Annotated in this window: 13 protein-coding genes; all 13 read right to left on the minus strand. The window is 68.0% G+C overall.

The window, feature by feature from the left end; translation table 11 throughout:
• Positions 1 to 54: 54 nt before the first annotated feature.
• Positions 55 to 963, minus strand: a complete 909-nt coding sequence (gmk, locus tag RQG77_RS13400) for a guanylate kinase (RefSeq protein ID WP_311245133.1) — start codon at positions 961 to 963, stop codon at positions 55 to 57.
• On the minus strand, positions 956 to 1,801 hold the full coding sequence (gene pyrF, locus RQG77_RS13405; RefSeq protein ID WP_311245134.1) for an orotidine-5'-phosphate decarboxylase: 846 nt from the start codon (positions 1,799 to 1,801) through the stop codon (positions 956 to 958). The genes gmk and pyrF overlap by 8 nt, the downstream gene beginning before the upstream one ends.
• Positions 1,798 to 5,085 (minus strand): carbamoyl-phosphate synthase large subunit, encoded by a 3,288-nt coding sequence (gene carB / locus RQG77_RS13410; protein WP_311245135.1) that lies wholly within the window; start codon positions 5,083 to 5,085, stop codon positions 1,798 to 1,800. The genes pyrF and carB overlap by 4 nt, the downstream gene beginning before the upstream one ends.
• The gene (gene carA / locus RQG77_RS13415) at positions 5,085 to 6,230 is read right to left on the minus strand and encodes a glutamine-hydrolyzing carbamoyl-phosphate synthase small subunit (protein ID WP_120492934.1); all 1,146 of its coding nucleotides are present in this window, start codon (positions 6,228 to 6,230) and stop codon (positions 5,085 to 5,087) included. The genes carB and carA overlap by 1 nt, the downstream gene beginning before the upstream one ends.
• Complete coding sequence (locus RQG77_RS13420) at positions 6,227 to 6,763, minus strand: hypothetical protein (RefSeq protein WP_311245136.1); 537 nt, start codon at positions 6,761 to 6,763, stop codon at positions 6,227 to 6,229. The genes carA and RQG77_RS13420 overlap by 4 nt, the downstream gene beginning before the upstream one ends.
• On the minus strand, positions 6,760 to 8,064 hold the full coding sequence (locus tag RQG77_RS13425; RefSeq protein WP_311245137.1) for a dihydroorotase: 1,305 nt from the start codon (positions 8,062 to 8,064) through the stop codon (positions 6,760 to 6,762). Before RQG77_RS13425 ends, RQG77_RS13420 begins: the two co-directional genes overlap by 4 nt.
• A complete protein-coding gene (locus RQG77_RS13430; protein ID WP_311245138.1) occupies positions 8,061 to 9,026 on the minus strand; it encodes an aspartate carbamoyltransferase catalytic subunit in 966 nt (321 codons plus the stop codon). The genes RQG77_RS13425 and RQG77_RS13430 overlap by 4 nt, the downstream gene beginning before the upstream one ends.
• Positions 9,023 to 9,553 (minus strand): bifunctional pyr operon transcriptional regulator/uracil phosphoribosyltransferase PyrR, encoded by a 531-nt coding sequence (gene pyrR / locus RQG77_RS13435; protein WP_311245139.1) that lies wholly within the window; start codon positions 9,551 to 9,553, stop codon positions 9,023 to 9,025. Before pyrR ends, RQG77_RS13430 begins: the two co-directional genes overlap by 4 nt.
• A gap of 69 nt (positions 9,554 to 9,622) precedes the next feature.
• On the minus strand, positions 9,623 to 10,207 hold the full coding sequence (locus RQG77_RS13440; RefSeq protein WP_311245140.1) for a hypothetical protein: 585 nt from the start codon (positions 10,205 to 10,207) through the stop codon (positions 9,623 to 9,625).
• 1 nt (position 10,208) lies between these two features.
• A complete protein-coding gene (locus RQG77_RS13445) occupies positions 10,209 to 11,786 on the minus strand; it encodes a Rieske 2Fe-2S domain-containing protein (RefSeq protein WP_311245141.1) in 1,578 nt (525 codons plus the stop codon).
• Between the two features lie 75 nt (positions 11,787 to 11,861).
• The gene (locus RQG77_RS13450) at positions 11,862 to 15,161 is read right to left on the minus strand and encodes an SNF2-related protein (RefSeq protein ID WP_311245142.1); all 3,300 of its coding nucleotides are present in this window, start codon (positions 15,159 to 15,161) and stop codon (positions 11,862 to 11,864) included.
• Between the two features lie 56 nt (positions 15,162 to 15,217).
• Positions 15,218 to 15,628 carry a transcription antitermination factor NusB gene (nusB, locus tag RQG77_RS13455; RefSeq protein WP_311245143.1) on the minus strand — a complete coding sequence of 137 codons (411 nt, stop codon included), beginning with the start codon at positions 15,626 to 15,628 and terminating at the stop codon, positions 15,218 to 15,220.
• A gap of 3 nt (positions 15,629 to 15,631) precedes the next feature.
• A complete protein-coding gene (efp, locus tag RQG77_RS13460) occupies positions 15,632 to 16,192 on the minus strand; it encodes an elongation factor P (protein ID WP_311245144.1) in 561 nt (186 codons plus the stop codon).
• Between the last annotated feature and the right edge of the window lie 68 nt (positions 16,193 to 16,260).

Consider the following 16,260-nt stretch of genomic DNA (forward strand, 5'->3'; position numbering starts at 1 on the left):
CTGATCAGGCGACGGGATCGTCGCGAAGACGGTGCAGCGGGCGCGCGAAGACGCTCAGCGCGCAGAGCTCGAAGACAATTCTACGACCTCTGCGGCCGCGGTGGCGACGTCCTCGTTCACGATCAGGTGGTCGAACTCGTTCTGCGCGGCCAGTTCGACCTTCGCGGTGCGCAGCCGGCGAGCCCGTTCCTCGGCGCCTTCGGTGCCTCGTCCGACCAGTCGCTGGACGAGTTCGTCCCACGTCGGCGGCAGCAGGAAGATCAGGGTCGCGGCGGGCTCGGCCTTGCGCACCTGACGGGCGCCCTGCAGATCGATCTCGAGCAGAACCGTCTTGCCCTCGGCCAGTGCGGCATCGATCGGCGCCCGGGGAGTGCCGTAACGCGAGCGGTTGTGCACGACGGCGTACTCGAGGAGTTCGTCTTCGGCTATCAGCCGGTCGAACTCGGCGTCGTCGACGAAGTAGTAGTGCACCCCGTCGACCTCGCCCGGGCGAGCGGGTCGGGTGGTGGCCGAGACCGACAGGTGGATCTCGGGATTGTGCTCGCGGATGTGGGCGGCGACCGTGCCCTTGCCCACCGCGGTCGGCCCCGCCAGGACGAGCAGGCGGCTGCGGGCTCCGCGCGGTTCCAGCACAGGGAAGCGCGAGTCGAGCCACTGCGAGAGGGCGACGCGCTGACGCACTCCCAGACCACCGAGTCGCTTGACCGGCGAGATGTGCAGCTCGTCGAGGATGCGGTCGCGCTTGCCCGCGCCGATCGCCGGGAGGGCGAGCAGGAAGTCGGTGATCCGCATCGAGCCCTCGACCGAGTCCGGGTCTGCCGTCGCGCGTTCGAGCACGGCCTGCGGGGTCACGACGCGCATGGTCAGATCGCGCTTGAGCGAGGCACGTGCACGTCGTCGCTCGACGGCCTTGCGGGCGGCGGCGGCGCGATCGACCTCTGGGACCCGACGAGACTCAGCCACGGTCGGCCTCCCTGTACTCTGCGACGCGAGCGTCGATGGCGGCGACGAGGCCGGCGGGCCCCGCCGAGAGGATGCTGCGGCTCTCGCTGGCGATGACCGCACCGCTCATCGGGCCGAATCGTCGGTGCAGGTCTGCGGGGGTCGCACCCTGCGTCCCGAACCCGGGCGCGAGGATGGGCGCCGTCGGCGCGAAAGCGGCGATGCCGGCATCCGCCCAGTCGACCGTGGCGCCGATGACGAAGCCGAAGCTCCCCCACTCCCCCGTGTCCGACTGCTCCGCGTTGCGGGACGAGACCACGGCGATGATGTCGGCCGACACCGCGCGCCCCGTCTCGGAGACCGCGCGCTGCAGGCCCTCCGCCTCGGGGTTGCTGGTCGCCGCGAGGACGAACAGCCCCTTGTCGTGCTGCTGCGCGAGGGCGAAGGCGCCGTCCAGCGCTCCCACGCCGAGGAACGGGTTCACCGTGAGCGCGTCGGCCTCCAGCGGAGACCCCGGCGTGAGCCAGGCTTCGGCGTACGCATCCATGGTGGATCCGATGTCGCCGCGCTTCGCGTCGGCGATCACGATCAGACCGGCGGCCCGTGCCGCGGAGAGGACATCTTCGAGGGCGGCGATTCCTGTGGAACCGAACCGCTCGAAGAACGACGCCTGCGGCTTCACGACGCCCACGCGGCCTGCGGCGGCCTCGACCGTCCGCAGCCCGAAGTCGCGGACTCCGCGAGCGTCATCCGTGAGCCCCCACGACTGCAGGAGCGACGAATGCGGGTCGATGCCCACGCAGAGCGGGCCGTGCGCCGATACGGCGGCACGGACCCGCTCACCGAAGCGTGCGCTCACAAAGCGGCCTTCCGGTCGAGGGCGTACTCCTGCAGGCTCTTGACCTGGAAGCCCTCGTGCGCCGCATCCATACCGCTCACCGCTGCGCCGAGAACTGCCATCGTGGTGAACAGCGCCTTGTCGGCAGCGACGGCTGCCGCGCGGATCTCGTAGCCGTCCGCACGCGCCGCTCCACCCGAGGGGGTGTTCACGACGATGTCGATCGCACCCTCGTTGATCAGGTCGACGATGTTCGTCGCGCCCGACTCCTGGGTCTCGCTGTACTTCTCGACGACGGTCACGGCGATGCCGTTGCGCGACAGGATCTCGGCCGTGCCCTCTGTAGCCACGATCGTGAAGCCGAGCTGCTGCAGACGGTGCGCCGGAAGGATGACCGCGCGCTTGTCGGAGTCGGCGACCGAGATGAACACCGTGCCGGAGGTCGGCATCCCGCCGTAGGCGGCCGCCTGGCTCTTCGCGAATGCCGTCGGGAAGTCGCGGTCGATGCCCATGACCTCGCCGGTCGAACGCATCTCCGGTCCGAGGATCGAGTCGACCGTCTTGCCGTCTGCGGTGCGGAAGCGCTTGAAGGGCAGCACGGCCTCCTTGACCGACACAGGAGCATCGAGCGGCACGCGCGAACCGTCCTGCTCGGGCAGCATGCCCTCGGCGCGCAGCTCCGCGATCGTCGATCCGACCATCACACGGCTCGCGGCCTTGGCCATCGGGATGCCCAGCGCCTTCGAGACGAAGGGCACCGTGCGGCTCGCGCGCGGGTTCGCCTCGATCACGTAGAGCACGCCGGCACTGATCGCGAACTGCACGTTCAGCAGGCCACGGACGCCCACGCCCTTCGCGATCGCCAGCGTCGCCTCGCGGACGCGGTCGATGTCGGTGCGCCCGAGCGATACGGGAGGAAGGGTGCAGCTCGAGTCGCCTGAGTGGATGCCGGCCTCTTCGAGGTGCTCCATCACGCCGCCGATGAACAATTCGGTGCCGTCGTAGAGGGCGTCGACATCGAGCTCGATCGCGTCGTCGAGGAATCGGTCGACGAGCAGGGGCTTGCCCTCCTCGATGATGACCTCGCCGGCCGTCCGCACGAAGTACTCGCGCAGCGACTCCGAGCTGTAGACGATCTCCATGCCGCGTCCGCCGAGCACGAAGCTCGGGCGCACGAGCACCGGGTATCCGATCTCCTCGGCGACTGCCACCGCGCCGTCCGCGTCCACAGCGGTGCCGTGGCGCGGGGCGATGAGGCCTGCGGTGCCGAGGAGCTGCGAGAACAGCTCGCGCTCTTCCGCGATGTCGATGGCCTCGGGGCTGGTGCCCAGCACCTGGTAGCCGGCTGCCTCTATGCCCTTCGCGAGCCCCAGCGGTGTCTGACCGCCGAGCTGGCAGACGACGCCCAGGATGGTGCCGCTGGCGGCTTCCGCATCGAGCACCTCCAGCACGTCCTCGAGCGTGAGCGGCTCGAAGTAGAGCCGGTCCGACGTGTCGTAGTCGGTGGACACCGTCTCGGGGTTGCAGTTGACCATGATGGTCTCGAAACCGGCATCCGAGAGGGCGAACGACGCGTGGACACACGAGTAGTCGAACTCGACGCCCTGGCCGATGCGGTTCGGACCCGATCCGATGATCACGACCTTGGTGCGATCAGACGGCGTGACCTCCGTCTCGAAGTCGTAGCTCGAGTAGTGGTACGGCGTGAGAGCCGGGAACTCGCCCGCGCAGGTGTCGACGGTCTTGAACACCGGGCGGATGCCGAGCCCGTGACGCACACCGCGGATCTCGGCCTCCTTCTCGCCTCGCAGCTCGGCGATCTGCGCGTCGGAGAAGCCGTGCTGCTTGGCGTAGCGGAGCGTCGCGGCATCGAGTTCCGGCGCTGCGGCCACGATCTCGGCGACCTCGTTGATCAGCACGATCTGGTCGATGAACCACGGGTCGATCGCCGTGGCGTCGAATGCCTGCTCGACGGTCGCGCCCTTGCGCAGCGCCTGCTGCAGCGTGACGATGCGGCCGTCGGTGGGCACCTTCGAGATCTCGAGCAGTTCTTCGACCGAGCGCTCCTCGGCGCCCCAGTGGAAGCTGGAGCCGCGCTTCTCGAGCGAGCGGAGCGCCTTCTGCAGCGCGGTCGCGTAGTTGCGTCCGATCGCCATGGCCTCGCCGACGGACTTCATGGTCGTGGTGAGCGTGGCGTCCGCGGCCGGGAACTTCTCGAACGCGAACCGCGGCACCTTGACGACGACGTAGTCGAGCGTGGGCTCGAAGCTCGCCGGGGTGACACCCGTGATGTCGTTCGGAATCTCGTCGAGGCGGTAGCCGAGCGCGAGTTTGGCGGCGAGCTTGGCGATCGGGAACCCGGTCGCCTTCGAGGCGAGGGCGCTCGAACGCGAGACTCGCGGGTTCATCTCGATCACGATGATGCGGCCGTTGCTGGGGTCGACGGCGAACTGGATGTTGCAGCCACCGGTGTCGACGCCGACGGCGCGGATGATGTCGATGCCGATGTCACGGAGCTTCTGGTACTCGCGGTCGGTCAGCGTCAGCGCCGGCGCGACCGTGATCGAGTCGCCCGTGTGCACGCCGACCGGGTCGACGTTCTCGATCGAGCAGACGACCACCGTGTTGTCGGCGGTGTCGCGCATGAGCTCGAGCTCATATTCCTTCCAGCCGAGGATGGATTCCTCCAGGAGCACCTCGGTGGTCGGCGAGTCCCGGAGCCCGGCGCCACCGATGCGACGCAGGTCTTCTTCGTCGTACGCGAAGCCGGAGCCCAGGCCGCCCATGGTGAACGAGGGACGGACGACGAGCGGGTAGCCGAGCTCAGCGGCGCCCTCGAGCAGGTCGTCCATCGTATGCGCGATGATGCTGCGCGCCACGTCTGCGCCGGCATCCAGCACCAGCTGCTTGAAGATCTGACGGTCCTCGCCCTTGTTGATCGCCTCGAAACTCGCACCGATCAGCTCGACGTCGTACTTCTCGAGGATGCCATGGTTGTGCAGCTCGATCGCGGCGTTCAGCGCGGTCTGACCGCCGAGGGTCGGGAGAATCGCGTCAGGACGCTCCTTGGCGATGATGGTCTCGATGACCTGCCAGGTGATCGGCTCGATGTACGTCGCATCGGCGAAGTCGGGGTCGGTCATGATCGTCGCCGGGTTGGAGTTGACCAGGATGACCCGCACGCCCTCCTCGCGGAGGACGCGGCACGCCTGGGTGCCGGAGTAATCGAACTCGCAGGCCTGACCGATGACGATCGGGCCGGAGCCGATGACGAGAACGGAGTTGATGTCGTCGCGCTTGGGCATTACTTGGCGTCCTTCTTGCTGGCGATGACCATGTCGCGGAACCGGTCGAAGAGGTAGTTGGCGTCGTGGGGGCCTGCGGCCGCCTCCGGGTGGTACTGCACCGAGAACGCGGGGATGTCGAGGGCGCGGAGGCCCTCCACCACGTTGTCGTTCAGACCGACGTGGCTGACCTCGACCTTGCCGTAGCCGTTCGGGCTGTCGAAGGAGCCCTCGAGCGGGGCGTCCACCGCGAAGCCGTGGTTGTGCGCGGTGATCTCGACCCGACCGGTCGACTTGTCGAGCACGGGCTGGTTGATGCCGCGGTGACCGAACGGCAGCTTGTAGGTGCCGAGGCCCAGCGCGCGACCGAGCAGCTGGTTGCCGAAGCAGATGCCGAAGAACGGCAGGCCGTCGTCGAGGACCGCACGGAGCAGCTCGACGTGGTCGCCGGACGCTGCGGGGTCGCCGGGTCCGTTCGAGTAGAAGACAGCGACCGGATCGATCGAGCGGATGTCGTCGATCGTGACGTTCTGCGGCAGTACGTGCACCTCGAAGCCACGGGCCGCGAGGTTGTCGATCGTGGCCTGCTTGACGCCGAGATCGAGGACAGCGAGGTTGCCGACCCTCTCACCCATGGCCGTCGTCACCGTGGCGACGTCGACGGACACCTGCGCCGAGAGGTTCTGACCGGCCATCTGGGGCGCTTCGCGCACGATGCGCAGCTGCTCCTCGGCGTCGAGCCGTGCGGCCTCTCCCGAGAAGATGCCGCCGCGCATGGAGCCGGCCGACCGGATGTGGCGCGTGATCGACCGGGTGTCGATGCCGCTGATGCCGACGATGCCGTCCTGCACGAGCACCTCGTCGAGCGAGGCGTTCGCGCGCCAGTTCGAGACGACGCGCGAGGGGTCGCGCACGATGTAGCCGGCCACCCAGATGCGTCGGGACTCGGGGTCCTCGTCATTCATCCCGGTGTTGCCGATGTGCGGTGCGGTCTGCAGCACGATCTGTCCGGCATAGGACGGATCGGTGAGCGTCTCCTGGTAGCCGGACATGCCGGTGGCGAAGACGACCTCGCCGATCGTCGTTCCCAGCGCGCCGTATGCGCGGCCGGTGTGGCGGGTCCCGTCTTCGAGGACGAGGACGGCGGGTTCGGGGAGGGCTGTCATGACGTTGCTCCTGTGTCGGGGGCGGCGGTTTCGTCCGAGGCGCCGGAGGCGGGGACGAGTCGCTGCAGTTCTGAGATGAAGTTCTGGGGGTCTCCGTCGGTCAGACGGAGGTAGGAGTCGACGATCGTGTCGTCGTCGGTGCTCCAGGCCACGCGGACGAGGCCGCCGGGCTCGACCACCCGATCGATCGTGACCGTCGCACGGTCGACGCTCTCGAGACGGGACGAGGCCAGGAAGACCGTCGGCGCGCCGTCGAGGCACAGTGCGAGACCGCGATCGGTGACCGCGACCTCTCCTCGGGCGCGGTACGCGAGAGGAGAGAGCGTCAGCCGCTCGAGCGGCTGGTCGTGCTTCGTGGTCGACACGTACAGCACCTCGTGGCGGTCGAGGACCTCGGCGTGCTCGGGAACCCCGAGGGGGGCTGCGAGGCCGGAGTCGCGTCGGAGTCGTCGTCGCCATGCGGCGAACATCGCGAGCAGGACGAGCGCGGCCACGGCGATCGTGATCGCGATCGCTATGTCCCTGGTGCTCATGCGTTCAGCTCCTCGACGACGGCGCCGCCGGCGACCGTCACGACTCCGCGGTGCACGGTGTACTCGACGCGTCCGGGCAGGTCACGCCCGAGGTAGGGCGAGTTCACGCTGCGGCCATGCAGATCCGACTCCGTGAACACTCCGGCGACCGAGGCGTCGTAGAGCGCGATCTGCGCGGGAGCGCCGACCTCGAGCGGCGCGCCGTGGCCTGAGAGGCGACCGATCCGCGCGGGTGCCGCACTCATCACCCGTGCCACATCCTCCCAGCCGATGAGTCCGGTCTGGACCATCGACTGGTGCACGACGCGCAGGGCACTCTCGAGGCCCACCATTCCGTTCGCGGCGGCCTGCCACTCGCATGCCTTGTGCTCGCTCGGGTGCGGTGCGTGGTCGGTCGCGACGATGTCGATCGTGCCGTCAGCGAGGCCCTCGCGCACGGCGAGCACATCTTCTTCGCGGCGCAGGGGCGGGTTGACCTTGAACCGGGCGTCGTAGCCGCGCACGAGCTCGTCGGTCAGCAGCAGGTGGTGAGGGGTGACCTCGGCGGTCACGTTGATGCCGCGCTTCTTGGCCCAGCGGATGATGTCCACCGAACCCGCGGTCGAGAGGTGGCAGACGTGCAGGCGCGAGCCGACGTGCTCGGCGAGGAGCACATCGCGCGCGATGATCGACTCCTCCGCCACGGCGGGCCATCCGGCGAGTCCGAGCTCCGCCGAGACGGTGCCCTCGTTCATCTGGGCGCCCTCGGTGAGGCGAGGATCCTGCGCGTGCTGCGCGATGACGCCGTCGAAGGACTTCACGTACTCGAGCGCGCGGCGCATGATCAGCGGATCGAAGACGCAGAAGCCGTCGTCGCTGAAGACGCGCACCTGGGCGCGCGACGTCGCCATCGCGCCCAGCTCGGCGAGCCGCTCGCCCTTCTGCCCGACGGTGACCGCGCCGATCGGCTGGACCGTGGCGTAGCCCGCGGCCTCTCCGAGAGCGAGCTCCTGCTCGACGACACCGGCGGTGTCGGCGACCGGCGAGGTGTTCGGCATCGCGAACACGGCGGTGAAGCCACCGGCTGCCGCCGCGCGGGTTCCCGTGAGGATGGTCTCGGACGCCTCGTATCCGGGCTCGCGCAGATGCGTGTGCAGATCGACCAGCCCCGGAAGCGCGACCAGCCCCGCCGCGTCGATGACGCGGGCGCCCGAGCGACTGAGTCCTGCGCCGATCTCGGAGATCACCCCGTTCTCGACGATGATGTCGGCGCTCTTCGCACCGAGAAGCTGTGCGCCGGTGATGACGAGGGTCTCGCTCACTGGTCTCCCCCTCGTTCGTCGTCTCGTTCTCCTGCAAGAAGCAGGTACAGCACTGCCATCCGGATGGACACCCCGTTGGTCACCTGTTCCAGCACGGTCGAGCGCGGGGAATCGGCGGCTTCGGAGGAGATCTCCAACCCACGGTTCATGGGTCCGGGGTGCATCACAATGCTACCGTCCGGAAGGCCGGCGACTCGCAGTGCGTCAAGACCCCACCTCCTGGAATACTCCCGCTCAGTGGGGAAATACGCGGCGTTCATCCGCTCGAGCTGGATGCGCAGCATCATCACGGCGTCCGGGCCCTCCGCCAGCGCCTGATCGAGGTCGTAGACGACCTTCGCAGGCCAGAGCGAGACGTTCTGCGGCACAAGGGTCGGCGGGGACACCAGGGTGACCTCGGCGCCGAGGGTCGCGAGCAGCCAGACGTTGGAGCGCGCGACCCGCGAGTGCAGCACGTCCCCGACGATGACGACACGGACGCCGGCCAGATCACGGCCCCGGCTGTCGACGCCGAAGCGGCGCTTGCGGATCGTGAACGCGTCGAGAAGAGCCTGCGTCGGATGCTCGTGCGTGCCGTCGCCGGCGTTCACGACACCGGCTGAGATCCAGCCGCTCGTGGCGAGCGTCTGCGGGGCGCCCGAGGCGGGATGACGGATGACGACGGCATCCGCCCCCATCGCCTGAAGCGTCTGGGCGGTGTCTTTGAGGCTCTCGCCCTTGGAGACGCTGGAGCCCTTGGCCGCGAAGTTGATCACATCGGCCGAGAGGCGCTTCGCCGCCGCCTCGAACGAGATGCGGGTGCGCGTCGAGTCCTCGAAGAAGAGGTTGACGACGGTCTTGCCGCGCAGCGTCGGGAGCTTCTTGATCTCGCGCGACTGCGTGTCGGACATGTCCTCGGCGACGTCGAGGATGCGCAGAGCGGTCTCGCGGTCGAGGGTGCGGGTGTCGAGGAGATGTCTCATGCTTCGATCGTCACCTCTTCGGCGCCGTCGTCTTCGGCGAGCCGCACGTTGACGCGCTCCTGCCGGGACGAGGGGATGTTCTTGCCGACGAAATCAGGGCGGATCGGCAGCTCGCGGTGGCCCCGGTCCACGAGGATCGCCAGGCGCACGATCGCAGGCCGACCGATCGACTGCAGCGCGTCGAGGGCTGCGCGGATGCTCCGACCGGAGAAGAGCACGTCGTCGACGAGGACGACGGTGCGTCCGTCGATGCCACCGGCAGGGATATCTGTGGGACGCGGCGATCGGGTCGGGTGCTTGGCGAGATCGTCACGGAACATCGTGACGTCGAGCGCTCCCACCGGCACCGAGGTCTGTGCGATCTCGCCGATGACGGCGGCGAGGCGACGGGCGAGAGTGACGCCGCGGGTCGGAATGCCCAGCAGGACGAGGTTCTCAGCCCCTCGGTTGGATTCGAGGATCTCGTGTGCGATGCGGGTCAGAGCCCGCGAGATATCGGCTTCGTGCAGAACGGTGCGTGCACTCATCAGCCGCTCCCTTCTCCGCCTCACAGGACGGTGTTAAAGGTTGCTTGATGCGTCCAGTCTAGCGCGCGGTCAGCGCCAGCCGAGAACCTCACGGACGACCGCCTGGGAGGCGGGCGATCCGTCGTTCGCGATGCCGCGCAGGGATTCGTGCGAGAGCATCGCACCCTCAGCCCCCGCCGCCGCGGTGATCTGCTCGAGAGCTGCGGCAACCCGTGGCGCCGCAGCTCGCGCATGGGTGGCGTCGCCGCGTGCGGACGTGTGAGGGAAGACGACGAGCTCTGCGACGCCCGCGGCCACCGGGCGCGCGGAGGCGACGACCAGGGTCGGCGGAAGCACATGCTGGAGTGCATGCGGCATCGGGAACGGCAGCTCGTCGGTCAGAAGCCCGCGCCACCAGCTGCGATGCGAACGCTTCTCATCGCCGATCTCGAGGGCTGTCGCCGTCCACTCCGAGCCGCGCTCGCGCAGACTGTCGGCGAATCCGTCGGAACGCGCCTCGAATCCCTCCTCGGTGAGAAAGTCGGCGGCTATGCGCACGAGGCGCTCAGAATCCGAGCGCACGATCCACCGAGCACCCAGCCATGGTCCCTTGTACTCGAGCCGCGACGTGCGTGCGTCACGGCCGGAACCCTGCGGGTGCGGGGAACGCGGCACGTCAGCTTGCCTCGCTGAGCACGGCGTCGGTGACCTCGTCGATCTTGGTCGAGCGGATCGGATGGCCGCTCGTCGAGAGGCAGCGACCGGTCTTGAGGTCCCATTTCCAGTCGTGCATGCTGCACGTCAGGATGCCGTCCTCGTCGACTTTCCCGGTCTTCGTGAGGTCGGCGCGCAGATGCGGGCAGCGACGCTGCACGACCCAGTCGCCGACTTCGGCGTCCTCGGTCTGGTCGGTCTGCTCCTGATACCAGTTCTCGACGTACTCGATGCGGTCGACCGAGAGGCACTTGAGGAACGTCGTGAGGAACTCGTTGAACTTGCCGCTGCGTCCGACCTGGAACTGCATCGACAGGAAGATCGAGTTCGACCAGTCGATCTCGTGGTCGCGGATGTTCGTCGAGACGAGATCGGCGGGGATCGTGTACCAGTAGATGCACTCCTCACCGGCATACTCCCGCACCTTGGCGCGGGGGAAGTCGACGACCATGTCGAGGTCGCCGATCTTGAACCGGACGCACCCGCCGACGCCGAGGCGGATGGTGCGCGACTTCTTCAGCAGCGGCTCCCACCAGCCCTTGAGGGCTTCGAGGATCTCGGCGGCGGGAAGGACCTCGGCGCGCGATGCCTCCTCGTCCTGGATCTCCTGCTGCCGCGACGACCGCTGCTCCTCGAGGTAGTCCCACTTCTCGTCGAAGATGTGGGCGAGCTCCGCCTCGGTGTAGAGCGACTGCTCCGTGGCCACGTCTCCCCCGGCGACAGTGACGACCGTGCCGGGGACGAACAGGTGACCGTCGTACTGCGGCGACAGCTCGTTCATGTGCGCGAGGAACTGCTTCTGATCCGTGAAGATCGACTCGCCGTTGCGGCCGATCCCGTTGAAGTCGAAGAGATCGTCGCGCAGGAACATGGGCGGCCCTGCCATCGGGAACACGTGCCGGGCGTCCACCTTGTCGATGTAGTACATCGCTCGCTTGTTCTGAGCGTCGCGCTTGAGCTTCGCGAAGTTCTGCTTCGCGTCCATCGGCAGGTCGTAGACCATGGGCCACCAGATGGCCCCGGAGACCTGCGTGAAGTAGGCGTCGGGCTTGCCGAAGTGCAGAAGCGTGTCGAGGTCGAGAGGGTGCGAGTCGTTCTGATTGAGGATCGACGCCGTTCCGTCGTCGACGCTCAGCGACGAATCGCCGATCGGGCCGTCGCTCGGGGCGCGCAGCGGCGTGATCATGATCTTCAGCTCGCCGCGCTGGATGATCTCTCCGGCGGGGGCATAGGTGATGTTCGTGTAGCCGAGCGCCCTGATGTCCTGCTCGAGGTCGTCGATCGGGTACTCGGGCAGGAGCACCTCGATGTCCTTGCGGATGTACCGCTCGAGCAGCTTCGGGTCGAAGTGGTCGCGGTGGCGGTGCGAGATGTAGAGGAAGTCCGCCTCACGGCCGAATCGCTCCCAGTCGAGGCCCCGGTTGTCGGGGAACGGGAACCACGAGCCGAAGAAGGAGGGTCCGAGAACGGGATCGCAGATGATGTTCCCGCCGACCGTCTCGATGAACATCCCGGCGTGGCCGAGTCCCGTGATCCGCATGCATTCCTCCTGAAGTGAACCGTTCGATTCTACCGATGGGCCCCTGAGCGGACGCGGTGACCGGGCCGGAACAAATCACCGATCCTCGAAGAGGCCCTTGATGTCATCGGCCGTGATCGACTGCGCGAACAGCTCGTCGTCGTCCATGACGGCGGTGAAGAGGCGGGCCTTGCGCTGCTGCAACTGCAGGACCTTCTCCTCGATCGTGCCGGTCGAGATCATCCGGTAGACGAACACCTGACTGGTCTGCCCGATCCGGTGCGTGCGGTCGATCGCCTGCTCTTCAGCGGCCGGGTTCCACCACGGATCGAGCAGGAAGACGTAGTCGGCCTCCGTGAGCGTCAGACCGAATCCTCCGGCCTTCAGACTGATCAGGAACACCGGCTGCTCCCCCGCCTTGAACGCGTCGATGACCTGCTCCCGATGCCGTGTCGATCCGTCGAGGTGCGCGTACGGGATGCCCGCAGCCTCGAGGCGCGCAGCCGCGAGATCGAGGAACGAGGTGAACTGGCTGAAGACGAGTGCCCGGTGGCCCTCCGCCTGCAGCTCGATCACCCTCTCGAGCAGCGTGTCGAGCTTGCTCGAGCCGATCTCCGCGTCCGCCTCGTCGACCAGACCGGGAGCGAGGCTCAGCATCCTCAGCAGAGTCAGCGAACGGAAGACGATGAATCTGTTGCGGTCGAGGTCGTCGAGCAGGCCCAGCACCTTCTGACGCTCCCGTTGCAGCACCACGTCGTAAAGCGCCCGATGCTCGGGGCTCAGCTCCACCTCGAGCAGCTGCTCCTGCTTCGCCGGCAGATCCGAGGCGACGAGCTCCTTGGTGCGGCGCAGCATGAGGGGCCGGACGCGCCGACGGAGCTGAGCGAGGCGCCCGGCGCGGTAGTCGCCGCCCTCCTCGTTCTCGGGGACCTTGCCCTTCTCGATCGGCTGGATGTACCGGTCGCGGAACTTGCGTGCAGACGGGAACAGTCCGGGAGCGGCGAGAGACAGCAGCGACCAGAGCTCCGACAGGCTGTTCTCCATGGGAGTGCCGGTCACCGCGTACGTCACGTCGGATCGGAACGTCGCGATGGCCCGGTGCAGACGCGTCTTCGGGTTCTTGACGAACTGGGCCTCGTCGAGGATCAGCGCCGCCCATTCGACGGTGCGGAACTCCTCCTCGTCGAGCCGCGCGACGGTGTAGGAGCTCACGACGAGATCGGCCGTCTTCGCCGCGGTGCGGAGCGCGTCCGCGCGCCTGCCGCTGGTGCTGTCGACGATCGACACCCGCAGCCCCGGCGTGAACCGCGCTGCCTCCGACCGCCAGGTGCTCAGCACCGAAGTCGGGGCGAGCACCAGGAACGGACGCGTCTCGCCCTGGTCTTTCGCGTGCTGGATGAAGGTCAACAGCTGCAGCGTCTTGCCGAGGCCCATGTCGTCGGCGAGGATTCCGCCCATCCGGTGCCGCCACAGGAAAGCGAGCCAGTCGAAACCGGTCTTCTGATAGGGCCGCAGCTCGGCCTGAACGCCCGCGGGCACAGGGGTCTCGGGAACACCCGTGGCCTGACGGAGCCCCTCGGCCGTGGCACGCCAGTTGACCGCAGGCTCGGCCTCGTCTGCGAGGTCTTCGAACTCCTCCCAGAGATCGGTCTGGTACCGGCTGATCCGGGGCCCCGTCTCCCATTCCTGCAGCTCACCGGCCTCTTCGATCAGGTCGCGCAGGCGATCCAGTGCCGGGTGGTTGAGCGAGAAGTACCCGCCGTCGGCGAGCAGCAGCTTCTTGCGGCCCCTGCTCAGCGCGGTGAACAGCGGACCGAACGGGATCCGCCTTCCGTCGATGGTCACGAGGATGCCGAGATCGAACCAGTCCGAGTCGGTCGTCTCGACCGTCGTGACCTTCACCTCGGGTGCGCCGGTCAGCTCGCGGTACTCCTTGGGCGCGCCGATCGATTCGACGCGCACGCCCACCGCCTCGAGGGCGGGGACGCCTTCGGCGACGAACGCCGCGGCGTCGATGTCGTGGAACGAGCCGGCCGGCCGGAAGTTCGTCGCCCTGAACTCCTGCCAGGCCTCCTCGATCCGTGCTCGCGAGGTGGTCTCGGCGGCGGCGTCGCGCACTGCGGCTTCAGTCCAGGCGAACGGCACCCGCCCGAAACGGCCGTAGGACCATTCGAACGAGTAGCTGACGACATCGCCGCGCTCGTAGGTGATCGTCAGGACGGGCTTCGGATCGGGCACCTCGGGCAGCGAGACGGCGCCGACCGTGCGCACCACACCGCGCCTCGCGAGCAACGGGTAGGCGTCGGAGATGAACGCCTGCTCGTCCGACGCCGGGACGACGATCTCTTCGGGGGCGGCCAGCAGCGCGCGGATCTGCTCACTCAGTGGCGCCTCCGCGAGCACGATCTCGATGCGTGCGCCGATCAGGCCCGCCGAGTACACGCCGGTGCGGCCGATCGGATGCACCACGGATGCGGCGACAGGGGCGCCGTCGATCTGCACCTCGGCTGCGACGGTCAACGAACCATCGTCGACCCGCGTGATTCGCGCCGACGCCTCGGCGGACGTGGCGAGCCGCACGGATGCGCTCTTCTGACTCGCGACCAGCGGTATGCCGAGCTCCGCACCCGAGCGGAGCTGGCCCCACAGCAGCGGCGACTCGACCTGATCGAGCACGAGCCAGTCGCCGGCGTTGCCCGAGAGCAGCGAATCGCGGGAGATGCTCAACAGGTCGCCGAACCAGCGATTCTGCATGCGTCCGAACTGAGCGGCATCCCGACGCACGGCATCCCACCCCGCACCGCCCTGAATCCAGGATCCTGTCTGCGCGCTGCGCATCAGCGGCCGGATCGCGAGCAGCAGCTCGCCGGTCGGCCGGGCGAGGTCCCGCGCGGTCGCCGCGCGCACCGGGCGCGGACCCCAGTGGTTCTCGGACCTGGACTCCCGATGACGCAACTCGACCCCGAGCGCCAGCGACTGCGGATGCCGGGAGACGGCCGGGTCGAGCAGGCTGCGCCACGACGGCGTCGCCGCGGCCTGCGTCGGTGCGGGAACATCGATCGGGTCGGCGGGCCTCTTCAGCGCAGCGGCCTGCTCGGTGTACTCGTGGACGTTCGATGCGAGCAGCGTCGCGACGACGTGCTTGCATCCGCTGCGCACCGGGCACGAGCAGCGCGTCGTCCGGACGCGCCGCGTGCCGTTCGACGACAGGAAGACGATCTCGGTCTGGTACTGGGCGTCGCCGCTGCCGCTGACGTGGCCTTCGAGTTCGAGGAGATCCTCATGCCAGACGACGTCGAGCACATTGCCCTCGCGGAAGTACGCCAGACCGCGCTGATACCCGCCCACGTCCGTGATCTGCATGAGGTCACGGAGGTCGACGTGCGGCGCAGGCATGACCCCATCCTTCCCGCGGCCCCGGACATCGAGGTCGCCGCGGCCCGAAGACTCGCTCAGGCTGCGCGAGAGACGCGTGCGAGCACGCCGTGCACGAACGCACCCGAATCGTCGGTCGAGAACTCCTTCGCGAGCTCGACCGCCTCATCGATGGCGACCGCGGTGGGCACCGCGTCGTTGAAGAGGATCTCCCAGACGCCGATGCGCAGCAGAGCGCGATCGACGGCCGGCATGCGCTCGATCTTCCAGTCGCGGCTGTGCGTGGTGATCTGCTCGTCGATCTCGTCACGATGGTCGATGATGCCGTCGACGACCTCGCGGGCGTACAGCCAGGAGGCCTCACGGGCAGGCTCGCTCGCGGCGCGCTGGGCTTCGGCGGCCAGAGTCACCGCGACCTCGTCGCCACGGACGTCGGCGGAGAACAGGATGTCGAGTGCGCGCTTGCGCGCCTTCGTACGGGCGCTCACGCCTTACTTCTCGCGACCGAGGTAGTCGCCCGTGCGCGTGTCGACCTTGACCTTGGTGTTGGTCTCGACGAACAGCGGAACCTGGATCTCGTAGCCGGTCTCGAGTGTCGCCGGCTTCGTGCCCGCCGACGAGCGGTCGCCCTGCAGACCCGGCTCGGTGTACGTGATCTCGAGGATCACGGATGCCGGCAGGTCGATGTAGAGCGGGTTGCCGTTGTTGAGGGCGATCGTGACCTGCTGGTTCTCGAGCAGGAAGTTCTTCGCGTCACCGACCGTCGCCGCGCTCACGGTGATCTGGTCGAAGTCGGTCTGGTCCATGAACACGTAGCCGTCGCCGTCGGTGTACAGGTAGGTGTAATCGCGACGGTCGACGTTCTCGATCTCGATCTTCGCCCCGGCGTTGAACGTCTTGTCGACGACCTTGCCGCTCATCACGTTCTTGAGCTTGGTGCGGACGAATGCGCCGCCCTTGCCGGGCTTGACGTGCTGGAACTCGACAACGCTCCAGAGCTGGCGCTCGATGTTGAGGACGACGCCGTTCTTGATGTCTGCGGTAGATGCCATGCGCTGGACTTTCCGTTTCTAGAGTCTGGGGGCCGTTCTCGTCCCGGTGGACTGGGTGGGCCGACAGT

Source organism: Microbacterium sp. WCS2018Hpa-23 (genome assembly GCF_031843845.1).
Taxonomy (GTDB): Bacteria; Actinomycetota; Actinomycetes; order Actinomycetales; family Microbacteriaceae; genus Microbacterium.

Bases quoted from the DNA above. Each gene is read 5' to 3' on its own strand.
- carB (WP_311245135.1), bottom strand. From the start codon at position 5,085: ATGCCCAAGCGCGACGACATCAACTCCGTTCTCGTCATCGGCTCCGGC.
- carA (WP_120492934.1), bottom strand. From the start codon at position 6,230: ATGACAGCCCTCCCCGAACCCGCCGTCCTCGTCCTCGAAGACGGGACC.
- RQG77_RS13420 (WP_311245136.1), bottom strand. From the start codon at position 6,763: ATGAGCACCAGGGACATAGCGATCGCGATCACGATCGCCGTGGCCGCG.
- RQG77_RS13430 (WP_311245138.1), bottom strand. From the start codon at position 9,026: ATGAGACATCTCCTCGACACCCGCACCCTCGACCGCGAGACCGCTCTG.
- pyrR (WP_311245139.1), bottom strand. From the start codon at position 9,553: ATGAGTGCACGCACCGTTCTGCACGAAGCCGATATCTCGCGGGCTCTG.
- RQG77_RS13445 (WP_311245141.1), bottom strand. From the start codon at position 11,786: ATGCGGATCACGGGACTCGGCCACGCCGGGATGTTCATCGAGACGGTC.
- RQG77_RS13450 (WP_311245142.1), bottom strand. From the start codon at position 15,161: ATGCCTGCGCCGCACGTCGACCTCCGTGACCTCATGCAGATCACGGAC.
- efp (WP_311245144.1), bottom strand. From the start codon at position 16,192: ATGGCATCTACCGCAGACATCAAGAACGGCGTCGTCCTCAACATCGAG.